At 67.6% G+C, this 21,072-nt stretch carries 18 protein-coding genes and 1 tRNA gene; 10 read left to right on the top strand and 9 right to left on the bottom strand.

The window, feature by feature from the left end:
- Positions 1 to 109: 109 nt before the first annotated feature.
- The gene (locus V3328_RS15675) at positions 110 to 1,549 is read left to right on the top strand and encodes an aldehyde dehydrogenase family protein (protein ID WP_340330624.1); all 1,440 of its coding nucleotides are present in this window, start codon (positions 110 to 112) and stop codon (positions 1,547 to 1,549) included.
- 3 nt (positions 1,550 to 1,552) lie between these two features.
- Here V3328_RS15675 and V3328_RS15670 read toward each other — a convergent pair whose 3' ends face one another.
- The 3 genes from V3328_RS15670 to gph all read right to left on the bottom strand — a co-directional run bounded on the left by V3328_RS15670 (position 1,553) and on the right by gph (position 3,684).
- Positions 1,553 to 2,731: a serine hydrolase domain-containing protein gene (locus V3328_RS15670; protein WP_340330623.1), complete on the bottom strand. Its 1,179-nt coding sequence runs from the start codon at positions 2,729 to 2,731 to the stop codon at positions 1,553 to 1,555.
- A 144-nt stretch (positions 2,732 to 2,875) separates the two neighbouring features.
- Positions 2,876 to 2,951 (bottom strand) — tRNA-Val (locus tag V3328_RS15665).
- 52 nt (positions 2,952 to 3,003) lie between these two features.
- Positions 3,004 to 3,684, bottom strand: coding sequence for a phosphoglycolate phosphatase (gph, locus tag V3328_RS15660; protein ID WP_340330622.1), 681 nt, complete (start codon positions 3,682 to 3,684; stop codon positions 3,004 to 3,006).
- Positions 3,685 to 3,804: 120 nt separating this feature from the next.
- Here gph and V3328_RS15655 point away from each other — a divergent pair, with 120 nt between their 5' ends.
- From V3328_RS15655 to V3328_RS15645, 3 genes are all read left to right on the top strand, one after another.
- Positions 3,805 to 5,256: a hypothetical protein gene (locus tag V3328_RS15655; protein ID WP_340330621.1), complete on the top strand. Its 1,452-nt coding sequence runs from the start codon at positions 3,805 to 3,807 to the stop codon at positions 5,254 to 5,256.
- Between the two features lie 164 nt (positions 5,257 to 5,420).
- Positions 5,421 to 6,443, top strand: a complete 1,023-nt coding sequence (locus V3328_RS15650) for a DUF2336 domain-containing protein (protein ID WP_340330834.1) — start codon at positions 5,421 to 5,423, stop codon at positions 6,441 to 6,443.
- 145 nt (positions 6,444 to 6,588) lie between these two features.
- Complete coding sequence (locus V3328_RS15645; protein ID WP_340330620.1) at positions 6,589 to 8,037, top strand: NAD-dependent succinate-semialdehyde dehydrogenase; 1,449 nt, start codon at positions 6,589 to 6,591, stop codon at positions 8,035 to 8,037.
- 55 nt (positions 8,038 to 8,092) lie between these two features.
- Here V3328_RS15645 and V3328_RS15640 read toward each other — a convergent pair whose 3' ends face one another.
- Positions 8,093 to 9,394, bottom strand: coding sequence for a glycerophosphodiester phosphodiesterase family protein (locus tag V3328_RS15640; RefSeq protein ID WP_340330619.1), 1,302 nt, complete (start codon positions 9,392 to 9,394; stop codon positions 8,093 to 8,095).
- 318 nt (positions 9,395 to 9,712) lie between these two features.
- Here V3328_RS15640 and rpiA point away from each other — a divergent pair, with 318 nt between their 5' ends.
- Together rpiA and gor are read left to right on the top strand one after the other, a co-directional pair.
- On the top strand, positions 9,713 to 10,408 hold the full coding sequence (rpiA, locus tag V3328_RS15635; protein ID WP_340330618.1) for a ribose-5-phosphate isomerase RpiA: 696 nt from the start codon (positions 9,713 to 9,715) through the stop codon (positions 10,406 to 10,408).
- 58 nt (positions 10,409 to 10,466) lie between these two features.
- Positions 10,467 to 11,852: a glutathione-disulfide reductase gene (gene gor, locus V3328_RS15630; RefSeq protein ID WP_340330617.1), complete on the top strand. Its 1,386-nt coding sequence runs from the start codon at positions 10,467 to 10,469 to the stop codon at positions 11,850 to 11,852.
- A gap of 15 nt (positions 11,853 to 11,867) precedes the next feature.
- Here gor and V3328_RS15625 read toward each other — a convergent pair whose 3' ends face one another.
- From V3328_RS15625 to V3328_RS15610, 4 genes are all read right to left on the bottom strand, one after another.
- Positions 11,868 to 13,112 carry an MFS transporter gene (locus V3328_RS15625; protein WP_340330616.1) on the bottom strand — a complete coding sequence of 415 codons (1,245 nt, stop codon included), beginning with the start codon at positions 13,110 to 13,112 and terminating at the stop codon, positions 11,868 to 11,870.
- Positions 13,113 to 13,148: 36 nt separating this feature from the next.
- Positions 13,149 to 14,324, bottom strand: coding sequence for a carboxylate-amine ligase (locus V3328_RS15620; RefSeq protein WP_340330615.1), 1,176 nt, complete (start codon positions 14,322 to 14,324; stop codon positions 13,149 to 13,151).
- Between the two features lie 78 nt (positions 14,325 to 14,402).
- Positions 14,403 to 15,698, bottom strand: coding sequence for an MFS transporter (locus V3328_RS15615; protein ID WP_340330614.1), 1,296 nt, complete (start codon positions 15,696 to 15,698; stop codon positions 14,403 to 14,405).
- Between the two features lie 40 nt (positions 15,699 to 15,738).
- Positions 15,739 to 16,458, bottom strand: a complete 720-nt coding sequence (locus tag V3328_RS15610) for a VIT1/CCC1 transporter family protein (protein ID WP_340330613.1) — start codon at positions 16,456 to 16,458, stop codon at positions 15,739 to 15,741.
- Between the two features lie 151 nt (positions 16,459 to 16,609).
- Between V3328_RS15610 and V3328_RS15605 the strand changes: the two genes are divergently transcribed.
- From V3328_RS15605 to V3328_RS15595, 3 genes are all read left to right on the top strand, one after another.
- Positions 16,610 to 18,007, top strand: coding sequence for a class II 3-deoxy-7-phosphoheptulonate synthase (locus V3328_RS15605; protein ID WP_340330612.1), 1,398 nt, complete (start codon positions 16,610 to 16,612; stop codon positions 18,005 to 18,007).
- Between the two features lie 10 nt (positions 18,008 to 18,017).
- Entirely contained in the window at positions 18,018 to 18,410 is a 393-nt protein-coding gene (locus V3328_RS15600; RefSeq protein WP_340330611.1) for a GFA family protein, read from the top strand.
- A 155-nt stretch (positions 18,411 to 18,565) separates the two neighbouring features.
- Positions 18,566 to 19,360 carry a DODA-type extradiol aromatic ring-opening family dioxygenase gene (locus V3328_RS15595; protein ID WP_340330610.1) on the top strand — a complete coding sequence of 265 codons (795 nt, stop codon included), beginning with the start codon at positions 18,566 to 18,568 and terminating at the stop codon, positions 19,358 to 19,360.
- A gap of 138 nt (positions 19,361 to 19,498) precedes the next feature.
- Here V3328_RS15595 and V3328_RS15590 read toward each other — a convergent pair whose 3' ends face one another.
- On the bottom strand, positions 19,499 to 20,290 hold the full coding sequence (locus V3328_RS15590; RefSeq protein WP_340330609.1) for a DUF899 domain-containing protein: 792 nt from the start codon (positions 20,288 to 20,290) through the stop codon (positions 19,499 to 19,501).
- A gap of 151 nt (positions 20,291 to 20,441) precedes the next feature.
- Here V3328_RS15590 and V3328_RS15585 point away from each other — a divergent pair, with 151 nt between their 5' ends.
- Positions 20,442 to 21,056: an NUDIX domain-containing protein gene (locus V3328_RS15585; RefSeq protein WP_340330608.1), complete on the top strand. Its 615-nt coding sequence runs from the start codon at positions 20,442 to 20,444 to the stop codon at positions 21,054 to 21,056.
- Positions 21,057 to 21,072: the final 16 nt, after the last annotated feature.

Raw genomic sequence — 21,072 nt, 5'->3', positions numbered from 1 at the left:
TTTCCTGCCGGCAAAGGCGTCTCTCCGCGGCGCCGCATTGACCGCGCGCACGGGTTCGGTGTTCTTTGCAGACCCGAACGAACAGGCATCGATGCAAACGGAGGCCCAGGTGACCGAACGACACGACAATCTGATCAACGGCGAGTGGGTCAAGGGCAGCGAATACGCGCCCAACGTCAATCCGTCCGATCTCGGCGACGTCGTCGGCGAATATGCCCGTGCGACCGCATCGGAGGCGGAAGCCGCGATCGCTGCCGCCAGGGAGGCGTCCTACGCCTGGGCCCGGGTGACGCCCCAGCAGCGCTTCGAGATCCTCGATGCGGTGGGGACGAAGATTCTCGAGGACAAGAATCGCCTCGGCACGCTGCTGGCGCGCGAGGAGGGCAAGACCCTGCCGGAGGGCGTCGGCGAGGCGGCCCGCGCCGGCCAGATCTTCAAGTTCTTCGCCGGCGAGGCGCTGCGCCTGACCGGCGAGATCGTCGCTTCGGTGCGACCTGGCGTCGGCGTCGAGATGACCCGCGAGCCGGTCGGCGTCGTCGGCCTGATCACGCCGTGGAACTTCCCCATCGCCATTCCCGCGTGGAAGATCGCCCCGGCGCTGGCCTACGGCAACACGGTCGTCTTCAAGCCCGCCGATCTGGTGCCGGGCTGCGGGCATGCGCTTGCGGAACTGCTGCAGGACGCCGGAATCCCCGCCGGCGTGTTCAACCTGGTGATGGGCCGCGGCTCGGTGGTCGGCGAGGCGATGCTCGGCTCCCGCGACGTCGACGCCATCAGCTTCACCGGCTCGGTCTCCACCGGCAAGCGCATCGCCCTTGCCTGTGCGGAGTCCGGCAAGAAGCTGCAGATGGAAATGGGCGGCAAGAATCCGATGGTGGTGCTCGGCGATGCCGATCTCGACACCGCGGTCGGCAGCGCAGTCAACGGTGCCTTCTTCTCCACCGGACAGCGCTGCACCGCCTCCTCGCGGCTGATCGTCACCGAGGACATTCACGACCGGTTCGTCGAGGCGATGGTCGACAAGGTCAAGTCGCTGAAGGTCGACAACGCGCTGAAGCCGGGATGCGAGATGGGGCCCGTCGTCGACCAGAACCAGCTCGACCAGGACATGCGCTACATCGCGCTTGCCCGCGAGGAGGGTTGCGAGGTCATCGGCGGCGAGCGCCTGAACCGCGAGACCGAGGGATTCTACCTGTCGCCGGCTCTGCTCGTGGGAGCTAGCAACGACATGCGCACCAGCCGCGAGGAGATCTTCGGGCCGGTCGCCAGCGTCATCAAGGTCTCCGACTACGACGAGGCGCTGGCCGTCGCCAACGACACCGAGTTCGGTCTGTCGTCGGGTATCTGCACGACCTCCCTGAAATACGCCACCGACTTCAAGCGCAATTCGCAGGCCGGCATGGTGATGGTCAACCTGCCAACCGCCGGCGTCGACTTCCATGTGCCGTTCGGCGGCCGCAAGGGCTCGTCGATGGGCCCGCGCGAGCAGGGTGCCTACGCCCGGGAGTTCTACACCACGGTCAAGACGGCCTATTCGCTGGCCGGATAGGCTTCAGCGTCGCCCGCGGGCGACGCAGATCGCCAATTCCTCGACCTTGCGGAGTTCGGAGACGAGGTCGCCCTCGACCTGCGAGTTGATCGCAAGGGTCACGGCCTTCTTTCCGTTCCGCGAGGCGGCTATGAACTGGGTGTAGCCGAGGATCGAACCGGTATGCCCCAACATCGTTCCGCACTGCGTCTCGTAGCGGAACAGGGCAAGACCCGCGGAATTCGCGCCCGGGCCGGGCGGCGATGATTGCGCCCCCTCGACGAAGCGGCGCTGCTGGCGCTGTTCCTTGCGGCCGAAGAGGTCGCCGCCGACATAGGCCTTGACGAACTTGCCGAGGTCCTTCGGCGTCGAGGCGATGCCGCCGGAGGCCCACGCATAGCCGCCGAAGTCGACCACCTCGCTGACGTCGGCGAAATGCCCGCCGTCGAGCATGTAGCCGTGGATGAACGGCTTCGGCAGGTGCACGTCTTCGGGCAGCCTGGTGTGCCTGATGCCGACCCGGCGGAAAACCTTCCGGGCGAGGAGCTTGTGGTAGTTCCGGTTGCTGGCCGCCTCGGCCATCAGCGCGACCGCGATGTTGTCGGAATTCGAGTAGAGGTACTGTGTCCCGGGCGGGAAGTTCAGCGGCTCGTTCCTGACGAAATCGAGCAGGTCCTCCGGTGGGGGCGGATCTGTCGGGTGCGCGGCCACCTGTTCGGCGAATGCTCGGCTGGCGGCGAAGTCCGGCAGCCCGCTCGTGTGGTTGAGCATCTGCCGGAGTGTCACCGCGTGCCACCGCTTCGGCTGATCGGGAAGCCACTTGCCGATCGTGTCGTCCAGCGACAGCTTGCCCTCGCTCACGAGCGACAGGGCGACCGCGCCCGAGAACGTCTTGGCCAGGCTCGCGATCCGCATCGAGTCGGTGGCTCTCGGCCGGCGAACCTGGTCGCACGGCGCAGAAGAGCAGGGCAGCACGCCGAGCCCCGCGGAATATTCCTCGATACTGTTGCCCCTGCGGATCGTGACGACCACGCCCGGCGGTGCATCGGGCAGCCGAAGAAAACCGTTGAGCGCTTCAATCAGCCGGACGTCGCGGTCCGGCGAGACGACGTCGCCCGCCTTGGCCCCCGGCGCAACAGTCAGCAGGGGGAGCAGGATGGCCGGAACGGCGATCCGACTAATCGGGCCGAAGCGATGCAGCATGCCGCCATCCTTTTCCTGGTCTGCAGAATGGAATGGCGAATTCTTATAGGCTCTGGAGTTCGCCGCAAACAGAATCCACTGTATGCGCCGCCAGACCCCGGCCGACAGGCGGTGGTACGCCACCGCGAAAGACGATGAAATTGCTGGTGGGCGATACTGGACTTGAACCAGTGACCCCAGCGATGTGAACACTGTGCTCTACCAACTGAGCTAATCGCCCGACGCGCCGGATATAAGGACCGCCGTGCTGCCAAGTCAAGCGACCGGGTATTTCAGGCGCCAGCCAGTCCGAGCCGGGGCGCGGCGAGCGCGTACAGTTCCTCGTATTGCGAGATGACGTGATCGGGCGAGAGCTGGGCCACCGGTGTGTCCGTGTAGCCGAAATCGACAGCGATGACGGGAACCGTCGCCGCCTTCGCCGCATCGATGTCCGTCCTGCTGTCGCCGACCATGACCGCCCGGGTGAGGTCGCCGCCGGCACGTTCGATGGTGCCCAGGATGTGGGCCGGATCGGGCTTGCGGACGCCGAGGGTGTCGGCGCCGACGATTGCCGCGAACCTCCCCGACAGACCGAGGGCGTCGAGCAACTGCCTCGACAGATGCTCGTACTTGTTCGTGCACACGGCCAGCGCCGCCCCCGCGCCGGCAAGCCTGTCGAGCGCTTCCACCACGCCGGGGAACGGTCGCGAACCGTCCGCGATATGAGCCTCGTAGTAGTCGAGGAACCGCAGGTGCATCGGCTTGATCCGCTCCGGATCGATGTCGACGCCCTGCGCGGTGAGGGCATATTCGATCATCGCCTTCGATCCGTGCCCGATGATGCCCATCTCGTCGGCCGGCGCGACCGACTCGTAGCCGTTCTCCCGCAACACCACGTCGAGCGCGGCGAACAGGTCCGGCGCGGTATCGACGAGGGTACCGTCGAGGTCGAACACGGCAACAGGCTTCGGCATTTTTGTCTCCGGCGGATATGAAGCGGGGGAATCGGAATCGGGAGGCCGCCTATAGCATATGGAGCGGCACCGCGAGACTGTGCTACCCCTCCGTGGGGGCCGATTCGGGAGATCGAGACGATGAAGGGCGTCGTGCTCGGATACGATACCGAGGCCGAAGCGGTCGTTCTGCGCGCGGAAGACGGCAGGCGCTACCGGTTCCCCTTGTCGGAATGGCGCGACCGGCAGGCGCCGCGCAAGGGTGACGAGGTCGACTTCGAGTCGGACGGCGTGCGTGCGCTGGAAATCTATGTCGTCGCGCCGGCGCGCCACCTGGATGCGGCGACAGTCACGCCCCTTTCGATTGTCTCCGGCTGGGCGCCTGCGCGCTTCTTTCTGACCCGCCCGGTGCTGACCTGCGCGGTGCTGGTGCTGCTTGCCTGTTTCTTCGGCGCGTACTCGCTGGGCGATGTCCGGATAACGCTGTTCCAGGTGCCCGAACTGATCAGCCGCATGTCCGAGGCGCTCGATTCGCTGATCGCCGCATCCGGCGCCGACCCGGCACCGCGTATCGGCGCGGGGGTTGCCCGCATATTGCTGATCCTGCTGCTCGGGCTCTACGTCGTCCCGGTTCTCGCCGTCATCACGATCTGGCGGGAGTTCCTGGGCAGGCCCGACCGGCGGCTGGCCGTCGCCGCGGCCGTCGCCGCCATCGTTCTGCCGATCGGATTGCCCCTGATCGTCTCGCTCGTCGTCCAGACCTGGGTCATTCCCGGCATTCCGGATCTTGGCACGAGGCTCGGACGGACGGGCGTGACGACGCCGCAGCAGGTGTTCGAGGTGCTGCGCCTCTACGCGACCGGCACGATCCTGCTGATCTTCGCGGGACTGGCCTTGTGGGCCGCTGCGGCCGACAGACTGTCGGTGTCTGCGGGAACGCGCGCGGCGCCGGAAGCGACCGAGCCAATCAAGCCGAAGCCGAGATCGCGGCCGGATCTGTTCGCGCCGCTGCGGGCTCGTCGCTCCACGCCAAGAAAGGCCAAGGCCGCCCCCGCGCCGCAGCCGGCCGAATCCCGCGCGCCGGGCAGCCCGGCCCCCGTGCCACAGCGTGCCGGTCCGGCTGCGCCGGCGGCCGCAAGGAAGGAGCGCGTGCCTTTCCTGAAGCTCGGCCGGCGCGCCAAAACCCCGGCGCCCGCATCCGCTCCTCCCGCAGCCCATCCGGCTGTAGCCGCCGATGCTCCCCAGCCGCAGTCGCCTCCGCCACCTTCGGCGCCGCCGCCGTCGGTGCCCCCGGCCGCCGATCCCCGCTACGCGGAGGGCCTGGACGAGGCGCTGCGCGCGGCCAGGGCAGCCCGGCCACCCGAATTCCTTCAGGTGCCGCGCGCCGCCGGCGATGCGTCCGAAACCGACAATCCGGCACCGGACGTGCCGCAGACGCCGAAGCCCGAACCTGCCGCGCAGGAATCCGGCGTCGACCTGCCGCCGCGGACGGGCTCGGTCTGGCCGCAGCCGGCAGCCGATGCGCCGTCCCCCGATCCCGGCCGACCGGCTCCGGCCCCGTCCACCACCGGACGCAGCCCGGGCGACGCCTGACGCCCGAGACGGGCGATTTACCGGCTCTAAACCAGGCGGGCCTATCCTGCGCCTGCGGCTCGCCAAGCGCTTCCGCATCTATTGACCTGGAGGCTTGTTGACGGCTTGCGAGCCGGAACAGGCCAAACGCGCGGAGCGCCTTGATCGTGACGGCGTCATTGCTGGTGCTGGCCAGGAAGTCTCCGGGCAGTCCGCGCCGGGAGTTGCTGCACGCGGTGTCCGCGCATCTGCTGGACGAACGGCGCGACTACACCCGACGCGAGCTGGCGCTGTTCGACGACGTCATCTGCAACCTGCTTGGCCAGGTCGATCTCGATGCCCGCATCGAACTGTCCGCCAAGGTCGCCGACGCTGACCGGCCCGTCGGCGAGCTGGCACACCGGCTCGCCCGCGACGAGGCCATTGCCGTCGCGGGACCCGTTCTGGCGCGGTACGGTCCGTTCGACGACGGGATCCTCGCCGGGATCGCGGCGACCAGCGCACAGGACCGCCTGCTCGCGATCGCGGGGCGCCAGCGGCTCTCCCCCGCGGTGACGGAAATTCTCCTCGGGCGCGGATCGGGGGAGGTCCTGCGGGTTCTCGCGGGCAATCTCGGTGCCGAGCTGTCGGTAGCCGCCTTCGGCAGGATTCTCGACTCGGCCGAGGCGGATGCGAACCTGCTGACGGCCCTGTCCTATCGCGCCGACATGCCGGCCTCTCTCGTTCCCCGTGCGCTCGACATCCTGCCGCCGGACCACCGGCGCCGGCTGGCAGCGCTGATCGCCGCTGATCGCGACGAGGGAGCAGGCCTGACGGCCCTCCCGCCCGATTGGCAGCTCAGGCGCCGTCAGGTGTCGGGGTGGATCGCCCGGATCGGCGACGGGCTGACGGACCTGGACGACGTCGTACGCCTGTTGGCGCGCGAGGACCGGCATGACGACCTCGCAGTGGTGTTGAGCCGCTTTTCCGGGCTCGGGACGCAGGCGGTGATGAGTTCCCTGTTCAGGGCCGACCACGACGCGGTCGCGGTGGTGCTGCGTGCACTCGAATTGTCGGAACCGGCGGTCTCCGCCGTCGCCGACCTGCGCGGCCGTCGGCTGAACCTGCCGTCCGGGGCCAAGCGCAGGATGATGCGGGCCTGGACGGTGCTCGATAGCAATTCCGCGCAGAAGATCATGCGATTGATGCGCGCGCGCCCGCCCGGTTGAGACCTGCCTGGCCGGCGCTGCCTGCATGGCAGCAATCGGGCGCCGGGCATGGAAAGCCCGCAATCGACATGATACCAAGCGCCAACTCGGTCGGTTGGCCGATCGTCCCCGATCACACCAGAATCGTCGCCCCGGAGGCCAGACTATGAAGCTCAAGGACCCATCTCTCCTGAAGACCCAGTGCTACGTCAACGGCCAGTGGACAGGGACCGGCCAGACTGCCGTCACCAATCCCGCCACCGGCGAGGAGATCGCTCGGGTGCCGCACTTCGGTGCAGAGGAAACCCGGGAGGCGATCGAGGCCGCCGAGGCCGCGTTCAAGCCCTGGGCCGCGAAGACCGGCAAGGAGCGCTCGAAGATCCTGCGCCGCTGGTTCGACCTGATGATCGAGAACCGCGACGACATCGCCCTGATCATGACCTCCGAGCAGGGCAAGCCGCTGGCCGAGGCGGCCGGCGAGGTCGACTACGCCGCGGGCTTCATCGAGTTCTTCGCCGAGGAGGCCAAGCGCATCTACGGCGACGTCATCCCGAGCCATCGCGCCGACGCGCGGATCGTCGTGGTCAAGCAGCCGGCCGGCGTCATCGCGGCGATTACGCCGTGGAACTTCCCCGCCGCCATGATCACCCGCAAGATCGGCCCGGCGCTGGCCGCCGGCTGCACCGCGGTCTGCAAGCCGGCCGGCGAGACGCCGCTGACGGCGCTGGCCCTGGTCGAACTCGGCGAGCGCGCCGGCATTCCCGCCGGCGTCCTCAACATGGTCACCGGCAAGTCCTCCGCCATCGGCGGCGAGATGACCTCCAACCCGATCGTAAAGGTCGTCACCTTCACCGGCTCCACCGAAGTCGGCAAGCTGCTGATGGAGCAGTGCGCCTCGACGGTGAAGCGCACCGGCATGGAGCTCGGCGGCAACGCGCCCTTCATCGTCTTCGACGATGCCCACCTCGACAAGGCGGTGGAAGGGGCGATGGCCTCAAAGTACCGCAACGCCGGCCAGACCTGCGTCTGCGCCAACCGGCTCTACGTCCAGTCCGGCATCTACGACGCCTTCGCCGAGAAGCTCGCCGAGGCGGTGAACAAGCTGAAGGTCGGCAACGGCGTCGAGCAGGGCGTCGCCCAGGGCCCGCTCATCAACATGGCCGCCGTCGAGAAGGTCGAGGAGCACATCAAGGACGCCGTCGACAAGGGCGCCGAGATCGTCGCCGGCGGCCACCGTCATTCCCTCGGCGGCAGCTTCTTCGAGCCGACGGTCCTGAAGAACGTCACCTCCGACATGATCGTCACCCGCGAGGAGACCTTCGGCCCTGTCGCGCCGCTCTACAGATTCGAGAGCGAGGAGGAGGTGATCGCCATGGCCAACGCCACCGAGTTCGGCCTGGCGGCGTACTTCTACAGCCGCGACGTCGGCCGGGTCTGGCGCGTCGCCGAGGCGCTCGAATACGGCATCGTCGGCATCAACGAGGGCCTGATTTCCACCGAGGTCGCCCCGTTCGGCGGCGTCAAGGAATCCGGCCTCGGCCGCGAGGGCTCGCACTACGGCGTCGAGGAGTTCGTCGACATCAAGTACATGCTGATGGGCGGCGTCGACCGCTAGGCCGGTCTGCTAGCGGGTAGGGCGCCGGTGCGAGCCGGCGCCCTGTTTCGTCCGGCTATTTCAGGCCCATGCAGCTTGCATAGTACGACACCGTCCCCGGCCAGTCGGAGAACAGGCCGATGACGCCGGCGTCGCGGGCCAGCACGTCGATGCTCCTGATGATGTCGCCGTCGTTCTTCAGCCCGTCCAGCACCGTCGAGTAGTAGCCCGGGCTGCCCTCGATCACGTCCTCGACGATGCGGCCGGACCGTTCCATCGACCAGGAAATGACCTTCATCCGCGCCTTCCGGGCGTTCCTGGCATAGTCCGACGCGATCATGTTGTCCTGGCTGTCGAGCGTCAGCAGGTAGGGGATCGACGGCGCGACGATGTTGACGCCCTTCTTGCGCAGCGCCCGGAAGTCGGCGACCGCCGGCGGAAACGTTCCCGTGGTGGCGGTGCCGTCGCCGTCGAGGAAGACGGCGCGCTTGCCATAGTCCGGGAACTTCTTGATCCAGTAGTAGACGTCGCCGATGTCGAAGGACTGCGGCCAGACCTTCCGCGGCGAGATGCCGGCGTCGATGTAGTCGCGGATCATCCGGGCGGCGTAGCTCTTCTGGGTGAAGCCGGAATCGCCGAAGCCCACCGCGCTGTCGACCCCCTTCAGCTCCGGGGTCATCGAGACGCCGAGCTGCTTGAACAGCTTGATGCTCTCCTTGTGCGACAGCAGCGTCCCGCCGGTCGAGTAGAGGTCGGTGCGGAAGTCGGCGGTGCCGCCGAGGTATTCCTCGACCGTCGTGGCGCTGGAGTTGGCGCCGTCCATCTTGCCCTTCAGCGACTTGAACTCCGCCAGCGTAAGCCCGCTCGTGCAGCACTTCGCCGACGCCGCCCTGGTGCGGTTTCCGTCCGCGTCGAACTCCGCCGGCTGGAAACCCTGCTCGCAGGTGCCGGCCAGCTCGGTCTCCAGGATGTTCGTGGTCGTGTGCAGGTCGCACTGGGAGTGCCGGCAGACCAGCTCGCCGTCCTTGGTGAAGGTGACGTCGCACTCGACGATCCCCGCCCCCATGCGCGCGGCAGCCCGGTAGCTTTCCTCGGTGTGCTCGGGGAACTGCAGCGGCGCGCCGCGGTGGGCGATCGAGAAGTTGGTCTTGCGCACCTCCTGGTTCTCGCAGCGCTCGAGCTTCCGCTTGAGCGGACCCCGGTCGAGCTTGTCGATCAGGTAGTAGGGACGCGGGCCGACCTGCACGTTGATCGGGTGCTTGGTGCTCCAGTGCTCCGGGGCGTCCGGCTGGGTGTCACTGGCTGCTGCGGGCAGTGCGGCCGCCAGCAGGCCGGCCGCGAGGCCGGCAAGGGCGAGAAGTCTGCAGACGGAATGCATCGGGATTCGCCTCCTGATTTGCGTGATGCGGCGCGTGCGACGCTGCCTTTGTGCCGAACGACGGAATCGGGCGCGGCGTCGCTGCTTCGGGCCGCAAAGCCCTGCTAAGGGGCTTTCATGTGCCGGCGATGATGGTTTCGTAGCCGTTCGGCGATGGTTTTGTGGAGCTTCGGCGACGGCCTCCGGTTAGGCGGGCGATCCTGTCGCCGGCATCGGGTCTTGCGCTGCGACGGGCCGATCTGGCACATGGGGCGGCAATCGCTCCCGGCCGGACCCGGCCTCGATGCCCGACCTGTCTCAGCAACGGACCACTCGCCGATGTCATCGGACGAACTCAAACGCCGCGCCGCCGAACGGGCCCTGACCTTCGTCACCTCGGGCATGCGGCTCGGGCTCGGCACCGGCTCGACGGCCGCCCATTTCGTCGAGCTGCTCGGCGCCCGCGTGAGGGCCGGGCATCTCGACGTGGTCGGGGTGCCGACCTCGGAGGCGACCCACAGGCTCGCCGTCCAGCACGGGGTCCCGTTGACCAGCCTCGACGATACGCCCGAACTCGACCTGACGGTGGATGGCGCCGACGAGCTCGACCACGACCTGCGCCTGATCAAGGGCGGCGGCGGCGCGCTGCTGCGCGAGAAGATCGTCGCGGCTGCGTCGGGCCGGATGGTGGTGATCGCGGACCAGTCGAAGCTCGTCGCCACGCTCGGCCGGTTCCCTCTGCCGGTGGAGGTGATCCCGTTCGGCTATCGCTCGACGGCGCTCGCAATCGCACGGGCGGCCGGGAAGCTGGGTCTCGATCCGGTCCTGCATCTGAGATCGGGCTCCAGCGGATCGCCGTTCCGCACCGACAGCGGCAACCTGATCTACGACTGCGACCTGCGCGCGATCCCCGACGCCGATGCCCTGGCCGCCGCGCTGACCGCCATTCCCGGTGTCGTCGAGCACGGATTGTTCATTGGTTTGTGTTCGGCCGCGGTTGTAGCCGGTGCCGACGGAATCCGGGTCCTGGACTGAGGGCACCGGACCCGGTGCTCTGGTCCCCGGCCGCTGCCGCGATAGTTGGGACGTGATCATGAGTGAATTCGACTACGACCTGTTCGTCATCGGCGCCGGCTCCGGCGGCGTCCGCGCCGCGCGGATTGCCGCCGGCTTCGGTGCGAAGGTTGGGATCGCCGAGGAATACCGGATCGGCGGGACCTGCGTGATCCGCGGTTGCGTGCCGAAGAAGCTGCTGGTCTATGCCAGCCGCTTCCGCGATGAGTTCGAGGATGCTGCCGGCTTCGGCTGGACGGTGCCGGAGCCGTCCTTCGACTGGAAGACGCTGATCGCCAACAAGGACCGAGAGATTGCCCGGCTCGAGGGCATCTACCGGCGCAACCTCGAGGTCGCCGGCGTCGAGATCCACGAGACGCGCGCCGCCGTCGCCGGCCCGAACACGGTTCACCTTGCCTACGAACAGCGCGACGTCACGGCGCGCTATATCCTGATCGCCACCGGCGGCCATCCGAACTACGACCGGCGGCTGCCCGGCATCGAGCATGTGATCAGCTCGAACGAGGCGTTTCATCTTGAGGAACTGCCGCGCAGCGTCATCATCGCCGGCGGCGGCTACATTGCCGTCGAATTCGCGGGCATCTTCAATGGCCTCGGCGCGGAGACGACGCTGATCTATCGCGGCGACGAGATCCTGCGCGGCTTCGACGACGATCTGCGGGCGGGCCTGCACGCCGACATGGTGAAGCGAGGCATCAACGTGATCTGTCAGGACGTCTTCTCGAAGATCGAGAAGACCGACGACGGACTGGTCGGCCACACCAGGGGCGGCCACAGGCTCGAAGCCGACCGGATCATGTTCGCCATTGGTCGCAATCCCAATATCGAGGGCCTGGGCCTGGCCGAGGCGGGTGTCGAACTCGGCTGGAACGGCCAGGTCGTGGTCGACGAGTACGGCCAGACGTCGGTGCCGAGCATCTATGCCGTCGGCGACGTCACCGATCGTGTCGCGCTCACCCCCGTCGCGATCCGGGAAGGCCACGCCTTCGCGGAAACCGTCTTCAACGACAATCCCGTATCCCTCGATCACGAGACCATCGCCACAGCGGTCTTCTCGACCCCGGAGATCGGTACGGTCGGTCTGACCGAGGCCGAGGCGCGCGAGCGCTGCAGCGCCGTCGACATCTACCGGTCGGAGTTCCGCCCCATGAAGCTGACGCTGACGGAGCGCGACGAGAAGATGCTGATGAAGCTGATCGTCGATGCCGACTCGGGCTGCGTCGTCGGCTGCCACATCATGGGGCCGGATGCCGGCGAACTCATCCAGGTGCTGGGCATCCTGGTCAAGATCGGCGCCACCAAGGCGCAGTTCGACTCCGCTGTCGCGGTCCATCCCACGGCCGCGGAGGAACTGGTGACGATGCGTACGCCGAGCAAGCAGTGGGTGGCTCGAGCGGCCGAATAGGGCACTGAAGACGTTCTACGACTGCCGTCGCCCCTTCAGGGCGAGTGCGCAGATCGTTGCGAGCGCGCCGCCGATGCCGAGCATCATGAAGGCCGGCCCCCACACCGTAGGAGTGCCGCCTGGCGCATTGGTCGCATCCAGCACCGCGCCGAAGGCGATGGGCGCGATGGCGCCGGCGCCGAAGCCGAGCAGCGACCGCCATGCCAGCACCGCGCCGAGATAGCCGGGCCGCACCGCCTCCGCGACCGCCGTCGACAGCACCGGCGAGTCGCCGAGGCAGACGAACGCATAGACCAGCGCCACGGGGACAAGGGCCATTGCCGGCGCCGAGATCATCCAGCCGATCGTGAACGAGAGGACCGTCGCGACCAGCGCTGTGCCGATCAGCACCGGCTTGCGGCCGGTGCGGTCCGACAGCCGTCCCATCGAGAATGCCGCGGTAGCCCCGAACAAGTGCAGAAAGCCGGACAGGTAGGCGCCGGAAACGGTGGCGCTTGCCGCCTCCGAGCCCGACAGCGCGAAGCTTGCGGCAAGGAACGCGGGAATCCAGGCCCACATGCCCAGCAGTTCCCAGGAATGCGCGGTATAGCCCGAGACCAGCAGCCCCGCCTCGCGGTTCTTCAGCAACTGGTCGCGCACGCGCATGTCGACTGCCCGCGCATGGACCCGGTTCTCCAGGGGCCTCAAGAAGACGATCAGCAGCACGGCGCCGATCGCCGGCAGCAGGCCCGACAGGATGAAGCCGGTCTGCCACCCTCCGACGGCGATTCCGAGTCCCACCGCCCCGAGCGACGCCGCATAGCCGACCGAGGTCGAGCCGATCAGCCAGCCCATCGCCGTGCCGCGCTCCGCCGGCGCGGCCTCGTCGGAGAACAGCACGATCAGCGGGGTATAGACCCCGCCCTGGGCGAGTCCGACCGCGCCGTACAGGATGAAGGCGCTCCACCAGTCCCGGGCGAACAAGCCGAAGACCACGCTGGTTGCCGCTGCCAGGACCGCCGAGACGATCGCCATTCGCTTGGCCCCGTAGTGGTCGCTTGCCCAGGCAAAGACGAACAGCGATATCGCGTAGCCCACCGTGAACGAGGAGATGATCGCGCCGGCCGCGGATGCGCTCAGGTTCCACTCGGTCTTGAGCAGCGGTATCGAGGCGGCGACCGACATGAAGGTCGCGAAGAGGAACGCGCGGGCGACGCTGACGCCGACGATGCGCGACAGGGTGAGGGCGGGAGCGCGGACGGGGGCGGTTGCGGTGGTCATGGCGTTCTCATGGGCCCGTTCTGCAACGGGTATGTGTCATTCCGCTTGTGCTGCCACCGGCGGCGCGTGATCGTCGGGGATGCCCTCGACCGTCTCCTCGATCAGCCTGTCGACGACGTGCTGCAGCGCCTGTGCGGGATCATGCCCCTCCGCGATCGAGTTCTTGTAGGTTGCCACCTGCCGGTCGGCCGAGGTGCCCTCCGACACGATCGCCCGGGCGTGCTCGACGGCGGCGAGGCATCCGAAATGGGCTGCGTCCTCGCGGATCAGGTCGAGGATCTCCTCGAGGAGCTCGGAGTAGGGGACCGTGCGGCTCTTGCCGAAGTCGATCATCCCGCCGGAGGCCCCGTGGCGTTGCGCCAGCCAGCGGTTCTCCTCGATCAGGAAGCGGGAATAGTGCCGCCAGCGCTGGTTCTCGCGCCGCAACCGCCACAGCATCCGCGCCAGGCAGCGGAAGATGGCGGCCACCGCGATAGCGTCGTCGAGCCGCGTGCAGACGTCGGCGATTCGCATCTCCAGCGTCGGGAAGCGCGCCGAGGGCCTGAGGTCCCACCAGACCTTGGTGCCGTCCTCGATCACGCCGGCATGGACCAGCACGTCGATGGTGCGGCGGTATTCGTCCTCGCTGGAAAAGGCCTCCGGCAGGCCGGTGCGCGGCATCTCGTTGAAGACGGAGAGGCGGTAAGACTTCAGGCCGGTCTCGTGTCCCTGCCAGAACGGCGAGGAGGTGGTGAGCGCCAGCAGGTGCGGCAGGAAGTAGGAGAGCTGGTTGAACAGGTCGATCCGCAGTGCGTCGTCGTCGATGGCGACATGGACGTGCATGCCGCAGATCAGCATCCGCCGGATCACCATCTGGATGTCGCGGGCGAGAGCGTTGTAGCGGTCGCGGTCGGTGTGCTGCTGGCTCGCCCAGTTCGCGAACGGATGGGTGGAAGCGGCGATCGGCGCCAGGCCGAAATCCGAGGCGACCCCGGCGATGGTGCCGCGCAGATGGGCAAGTTCCGAGCGGGCGTCCTCCAGGCTGGAGCATACCGACGTGCCGACCTCGATCTGGCAGCGCAGGAACTCCGGCGCGACGCGCTTCGGCAGCGCCGCCTCGCAGCGTTCCATCAACTCGGGCGGCGGATCTGCGGCCAGGTCTCGGGTGACGCGGTCGACGAGAAGATATTCCTCCTCGATTCCGACGGTGAAACTTGGCTCGGTGCGGCTCATGGGCCGATCTTGCCGGTCCCGGTGAGGCAAATCCAGCGGGACTTTGCGAATTCTCTGCGCGCGATCCGTGCGCCCATTCTATGCGCCGGCGGCGTCGCCCTTCGGCGCTTCGGTGTCCGTCTCCTCGAGGATTTCGAATTCCTCGTCGGGCTGGGGGACGCGCGGATCGAGTTCCGACACCGCCGGCGACGTCCTCGGGACCGGCACGAACGGCTCGCGCTCTTCCGGCGGGATCGGGGAGCGCCGGGTCAGGCGGTAGATGGCGAACGCGGCCATGCCGGCATGCGCCGTGGCCGTCAGGGCAAACAGCGCACCCGGTGCCGTGAACTCGACCAGCGTCGCGGCGGCGGTCGGACCGACCACGGCGCCGATCGTGTAGACGAGCAACAGGCCGGTCGACACCACGACCATGTCCGAGGGCTTCGCGTAGTCCGCCGAATGGGCCGAACTCAGCGAATAGACCGGCATTGCTCCGGCACCGAACAGGAAGGCGAATCCGTAGAGAAGCCAGGGATTGCCGGACGGCGTCAGCGCCAGGGCGATGCCGGCGAGCGCGGCGACCGCGCTGCACAGCACGATGACGTAGCGCCGGTCCATGCGGTCGGAGGCAAGGCCTGCCGGCCAGAGGGCGGCCACCGCGCCAAGGATCGAGGCGGTGATGAAGTCGCCGGCGCCGCCGGGGCCGAGGCCCTGCAGCGTCGCGAAGATCGGTCCGATCGTCCAGAACGCGCCGTTGGCGAGGCCGACCGTGAAGGCGCCGGCGACGCCGACCGGCGACAGGCGGATCAGCCACAGCAATCTGAGGCGCGGCGATTCCGGCACCATCGGCGAGGCCGAGCGGGTCAGCGCGACGGGAATTGCGGCCAGGGATATCAGCAGCGCGCTGACCGAAAAGAGCTGGAAGCCTGCGGGAGGATACAGCCGCAGGAACTGCTGCCCGAACGCCATGCCGCCGAAGTTGATGACGTTGTAGGTCGCAAGCACGGTGCCGCGATTGGCGTTGTCCGACTTGTCGTTCAGCCAGCTTTCGATGACCGCGTAGAGAACCGCGAAACAGATCCCCGAAATGCAGCGCAGCAGGTTCCAGGTCACCGGCTCGACGATCAGAGCGTGCAGCACCGCCGTGCCGGTCGCCAGCGCCGTGCAGGCGCCGAAGGTGCGGATATGGCCGGTGCGCTTGATCAGCCACGGCGCCGCGAAGCAGCCGATCATCATGCCGATGAAGTAGGACGACCCGATGAAGCCGATCAGGACGTCCTGGAAGCCGTAGCCCTTCGCCGCCAGCGGCACGAGGGTCGCCTGCAGCCCCGAACCCGCCAGCAGGATCAGGACCGATATGAGGAGGGCGGCGATCGAAGCGAGGGCAGATCTCATCGAGCCGGATTCCGATTGTTTCAGTCGCGCGCGGAGGCCGTCAGACGACGCTCTCCAGCAGACGCCCGACAAGATAGGCGAGCAGCGCTGCCACCATGCCGATGATGAGGGTTTCGCTGGCCGAGCGCCACCACGAATACGTCGACCAGTGGCTCTTCAACGACCCGATCCCGAAGAACACGAGGGCCGTCATCACGGTTGCCGCAAGGGCCGCGGACGATGCGCCGAGGACGAACGGCAGCAGCGGCACCGCGCCGCAGATCACGAACGCGGCGAAGGTCGACGCGGCGGCCTTGACCGGCGAGCGCTTGACCAGCGCCAGCCCGTGCTCCTCGGTCAGCATGGTGTCGACCCAGTTGTCCCGGCGCGAGGTGATCAGTTTGACGAGCGTCTCCAGGCTGCTGCCGCGGAACCCCTTGTTGCGGTAGATCTGGCGGATCTCCTGGCGCTCGCCCTCGGGAAACAGCCGGACGTGCCGTTCCTCCATCTCGCGCAGCCGGTCGTAGTCCTCGATCTCGGCGCGGGTGCCGGAGAAGTTCGCCGCCGCCATCGAGAAGCCGTCCGCAAGCAGGTTCGCCATCCCCAGGATCAGCACCACGCGCGTCGACAGGTCGGCGCCGATCGCCCCGGCGACGATGGCGAAGGTCGTGACCGCACCGTCGATGCCGCCGTAGACCCAGTCGCGCAGGTAGTTGACCGTCGGCCCGTGCGCCAGCCGCCGTTCGATCGCCTTTGCGGAATGGTCGTGTTCGGTTTCCATCGGACCTGTCGGTGTCGGGGCCGTGCGGAAGCGGCCGCTGCACTGGCCACTCCACGAGCGTGGGTGTATAACGCGGCGCTGATCGGCGGGAAATCCGTCGGGCCACGATATGGACAGGAAATTGTCCTGAGAAAACAGATTGGTGCGCGTTATGTCGAAAGCATGGAAACCCGACAGCTGGAGGTCCCGTCCGATCGTCCAGGTCCCCGATTATCCCGACGCCCGGGCGCTGGCGGACGTCGAGGCCACGCTTTCGCGATTTCCCCCGCTGGTTTTTGCAGGCGAGGCGCGCAAGCTGAAGGAGCAGCTTGGCCGCGTCGCGGGCGGTGAAGGATTCCTCCTCCAGGGCGGCGACTGCGCCGAGAGTTTCGCCGAGCACCACGCCGACAACATCCGGGACTTCTTCCGCGTCTTCCTGCAGATGGCGGTGGTGCTCACCTATGCCGCCGCGATGCCGGTGGTGAAGGTAGGGCGCATCGGCGGCCAGTTCGCCAAGCCGCGCTCCTCGCCGTCCGAGAAGCAGGGCGACGTCGAGTTGCCGAGCTACCGCGGCGACATCATCAACGGGCCGGAATTCACGCCGGAAGCCCGCATCCCGGATCCGAACCGGATGCTGATGGCGTTCCGCCAGTCGGCGGCGACGCTGAACCTGCTGCGCGCCTTCGCCCAGGGCGGCTACGCCAATCTTGAGCACGTCAACTCCTGGACGCTCGGTTTCGTCGCCAATTCGCCGCAGGGGCACCACTACAAGGAGATCGCCGACCGGATTTCCGAGGCGCTCGACTTCATGCGCGCCTGCGGGGTCGACGCCAACGCGACGCCGCAGTTCCGCTCGACCGACTTCTTCACCAGCCACGAGGCGCTGCTGCTCGGCTACGAACAGGCGATGACCCGCGTCGATTCGACCAGCGGCGACTGGTACGACACGTCCGGCCACATGGTCTGGATCGGCGACCGCACGCGCCAGCCCGATCACGCCCATGTCGAGTTCTGCCGCGGCATCCGCAATCCGATCGGCCTGAAGTGCGGCCCGTCGCTGGACGCCGGCGACCTCATGAAGCTGATCGACACGCTGAGCCCCGACAACGAGCCGGGCCGGCTGACGCTGATCTGCCGGTTTGGTGCCGACAAGGTGTTCGACCATCTGCCGAAGCTGATCCGCACGGTGCAGGCGGAGGGCCGCTCGGTGGTCTGGTCCTGCGATCCGATGCACGGCAACACGATCTCGGCCGGCGGCTACAAGACGCGGCCCTTCGACCGTATCCTCCAGGAGGTGCGCAACTTCTTCGCCGTCCATCAGGCCGAGGGCACCCATGCCGGCGGCATCCACATCGAGATGACCGGCCAGAACGTCACCGAATGCACCGGCGGCGCGCGGGCGATCTCGGAGGCCGACCTGTCGGACCGCTACCACACCTTCTGCGATCCCCGCCTCAACGCCGACCAGTCGCTGGAGCTCGCCTTCCTGATCGCCGAGGGCCTGAAGCAGGAGCGCGCGTCGCGGACCCGGCCGGCACTGCCGGATGCGGGAGCGGCGGTCGGCTTCTGAGCCCGCGCCGGTGAGCGAGGCCGCCACCGGACGCTGCGCCTGCGGCGCAGTCTCCTACGAAGCCCGCGGCCCGCTGCGGGCGGTCTGGTTCTGTCATTGCGAAAGCTGCCGGCGCCAGACCGGCCACCATGTCGCCGCCACCAGTGTCAGGGTGGAGGATCTGGCCGTGGCCGGGGGGGCGAATCTCGCCGAATGGCAGGCGACGCCGCACGCCGTCCGCCGCTTCTGCCGGATCTGCGGTTCGCACCTGTTCTGGCAGGGTGTCGGCGGCGACACCGTCTCGATCATGGCGGGATCGCTCGATCTGCCGACCGGTATCAGGGCGGACCGCCACATCTATGTCGGCGAAAAGGGCGACTACTACGACATCGCCGACGGTCTGCCCCAGTCGACGCAGCGATAGCGCCACTCCGTGGACGGAGGGTGCCGGCGGGATGGATCGCTCCGCCGCTTAGCGTTCATTCTCCCCCGGCGAACAATCCTTGCATCCAAAGCCGCTTTATTGCGCGATGCGGAAGGCTACCTAGTGTCGGCAGCGCATTTTTCCGGAGCCGACCCATGGCCAGACTGCCCGCCCTTTTCGTGTCGCACGGCGCGCCGAACCTCGTCTTGCACGAGTCCCCGGCGCGCACCTTCCTCGCAGAGTTCACCGGGAGGCTGGAACGCCCCAAGGCGATCATCATGGTCTCCGCGCATTTCGAGGCAGAGCGGCCGACGGTCGTTTCCGATCCGCATCCGGAGATGATCTACGACTTTCGGGGTTTCGAACCGGAGCTCTACGAAATGAACTATCCCGCTCCCGGCAGTAGGGACCTTGCGGAACGGGTCGCCGGCGCGATTGGCGACTCCGGGCTCCCCGTCTCCGTCGCGCCGCGCCGTGGCTACGATCACGGCGTCTGGGTGCCGCTGATCCTGATGTATCCCGACGCCGACATTCCCGTCGTGCAGGTGTCCGTCCAGCATGGCGCGAGCGCGGCCGACCACTATGCCCTCGGCGCCGCGCTTGCCGGCTTCCGGGACGAGGGCGTGCTGATCGTCGGATCCGGATCCTTCACCCACAATCTCTACGAGGCGATGCACAACCTGAGGCAGGGCGCCGTGGACGCGGTGCGCCCCGAGTGGGTCGTCGCGTTCGTCGACTGGATGGCGAGGCATATCGAGGCCGGGGACGTCGCCGATTTACTCGACTATCGCGCAAGGGCCCCCTACGCCGTCGAGAACCATCCGACCGACGAGCATCTGATGCCGCTCTACGTAGCGCTCGGCGCAGGAGGGGAGGGGGCGAGGCCCGAGCACATCCACGGGAGCAGCCAGTTCGGCGTCCTGCAACTCGACGCCTACGCCTTCCACTAGAGCTGGCTGTTCTCGGACGGCATCGACGGAGCGGCAGACATGGCGGTAGCGATCGGTGCGGGCATCTGAAACCGGATCGCTCCGGGTTTCAGGCAGCGACCGCCGGCCGCCGCTGGTAGTCAGTGCAAGGCAGGAGCTTCATCCAGCCTGATCCCGATGTGCGGAGCACGCGCATCCCGGCGCGTGATAGCGGCCGTTCGGCTCCACTTCGCCGCCCTTGCCGTACATGTTGTGCGGTCGCGCCCAGTCGCCCAGCGAGTGATACGGCCCGTTTTCGTTGCGGCCCTTCGGCATCGCGTCGAGGATGCCGTAGATCCCGAGCACCTCTTCGCCGCCGCGTCCGTAAGACGAATAGGTGTGGAAGATCTCACCTGCCTCGTTCCTGTAGAATGCGCTGTTGCCCGACAGGTCCTGCAGGCCGGCTGCCCATTCGGGCGCCGTGCCGAAATTGTACGTCGCGCGCCCGGCCGCCACGTCCTCCGGCCTGAAGGAGACATTGAAGTCGTAGTTGAAATCCGTGCCGAACGACGACACCCACAGGAACGTCCAGCCCATCCGCTTGCGGACCGCCTCGATCTCCTCGATCGGCGCGCGCGCCACCACGGCATAGCTGACATCGTGGTTTTCGAGGTGTGGCAGCAGTCCCGCGATATGATCGACCTCCAGCGAGCAGCCCACGCACTGGTGCTTTGCTCCAAGCCCCATCATGAAGTGCTTGATGTGGAGCTGGCTTCGACCCCGAAACAGGTCGCCCAGTGACATCGGGCCGTCGGGGCCGTGAAAGACATAATCCTTCTCGATCCTGACCCAGGGCAGTTTCAGCCGTTCCGCTGCTACGCGGTCGCGCTGGCGGGTCAGTGACTTCTCCTGTTCGAGCAGCGCAATCCGCGCCTGCATCCATTCCTCGCGTGAGACGATCTCGTGGTCCATGGCGTCCTCCATACCAACTTGTGGGTATCTATCCGTACCAACCGGTCGGTCCATGCGCAATTCCATATTTCGGCCGGTCCGACGGGGCTGTGCACTTGCAGCATGACGAGGGGGCGGCTACGCAGACGCGCAGCGATACCGGAGCAGCGGCATGAAGAAGGCGGATCCGCCTCCGCGGATAGTCCGTGAGGAGACACTGTCGGACGGCTTTGTCCGCCTCGACCACCTGCTGGTCGAGGCGCCTTGGGGCGGCGGGACTGTGCGTCTGGACCGCGAGGTCCATTTCCACGGTCACGGCGCCGCCGTGCTTCCCGTCGATCCGGCGCGGGCCGCCGGCATCCTGATACGCCAGTTCAGGGTGCCCGCGTTCCTGGACGACGGCGATGGATGGCTGTGGGAAGTGCCGGCGGGTCTGCTTGACGGCGATTCCCCGGAGCAGTGCGCGCTCAAGGAAGCGCGTGAAGAGACCGGCGTCGCTGTCGAGAGCCTTGAATCCCTCGGCGATTCGCTGTCCTCTCCCGGCGTCATGCGCGAGCGCATACATCTGTTCTGGGGCACCTATTCGGTGCCGCCGTCGTCGGCGACGGGCGGCCTCGACCACGAAGGCGAAATGATCGAGGTGCACGAGTTGCCGCTGGTGGAAATCGCCCGGATGGCGGTAGACGGGGAGATCGTCGACTCGAAGTCTGCGATGATCGTCTTCCGCCTGATGGCGCGGCGGCCGGATTTGTTCGGCCGGAAGGCGGCCGCGGCGGACGTGACGTAGTGAGGTGGGAACGGCG

Origin of the sequence: Microbaculum marinum (assembly GCF_037855135.1) — a bacterium.
Taxonomy (GTDB): Bacteria; Pseudomonadota; Alphaproteobacteria; order Rhizobiales; family Tepidamorphaceae; genus Microbaculum; species Microbaculum marinum.
Note: the sequence above shows the minus strand (reverse complement) of the source record. Positions and strands in the feature narration are given on the sequence as shown.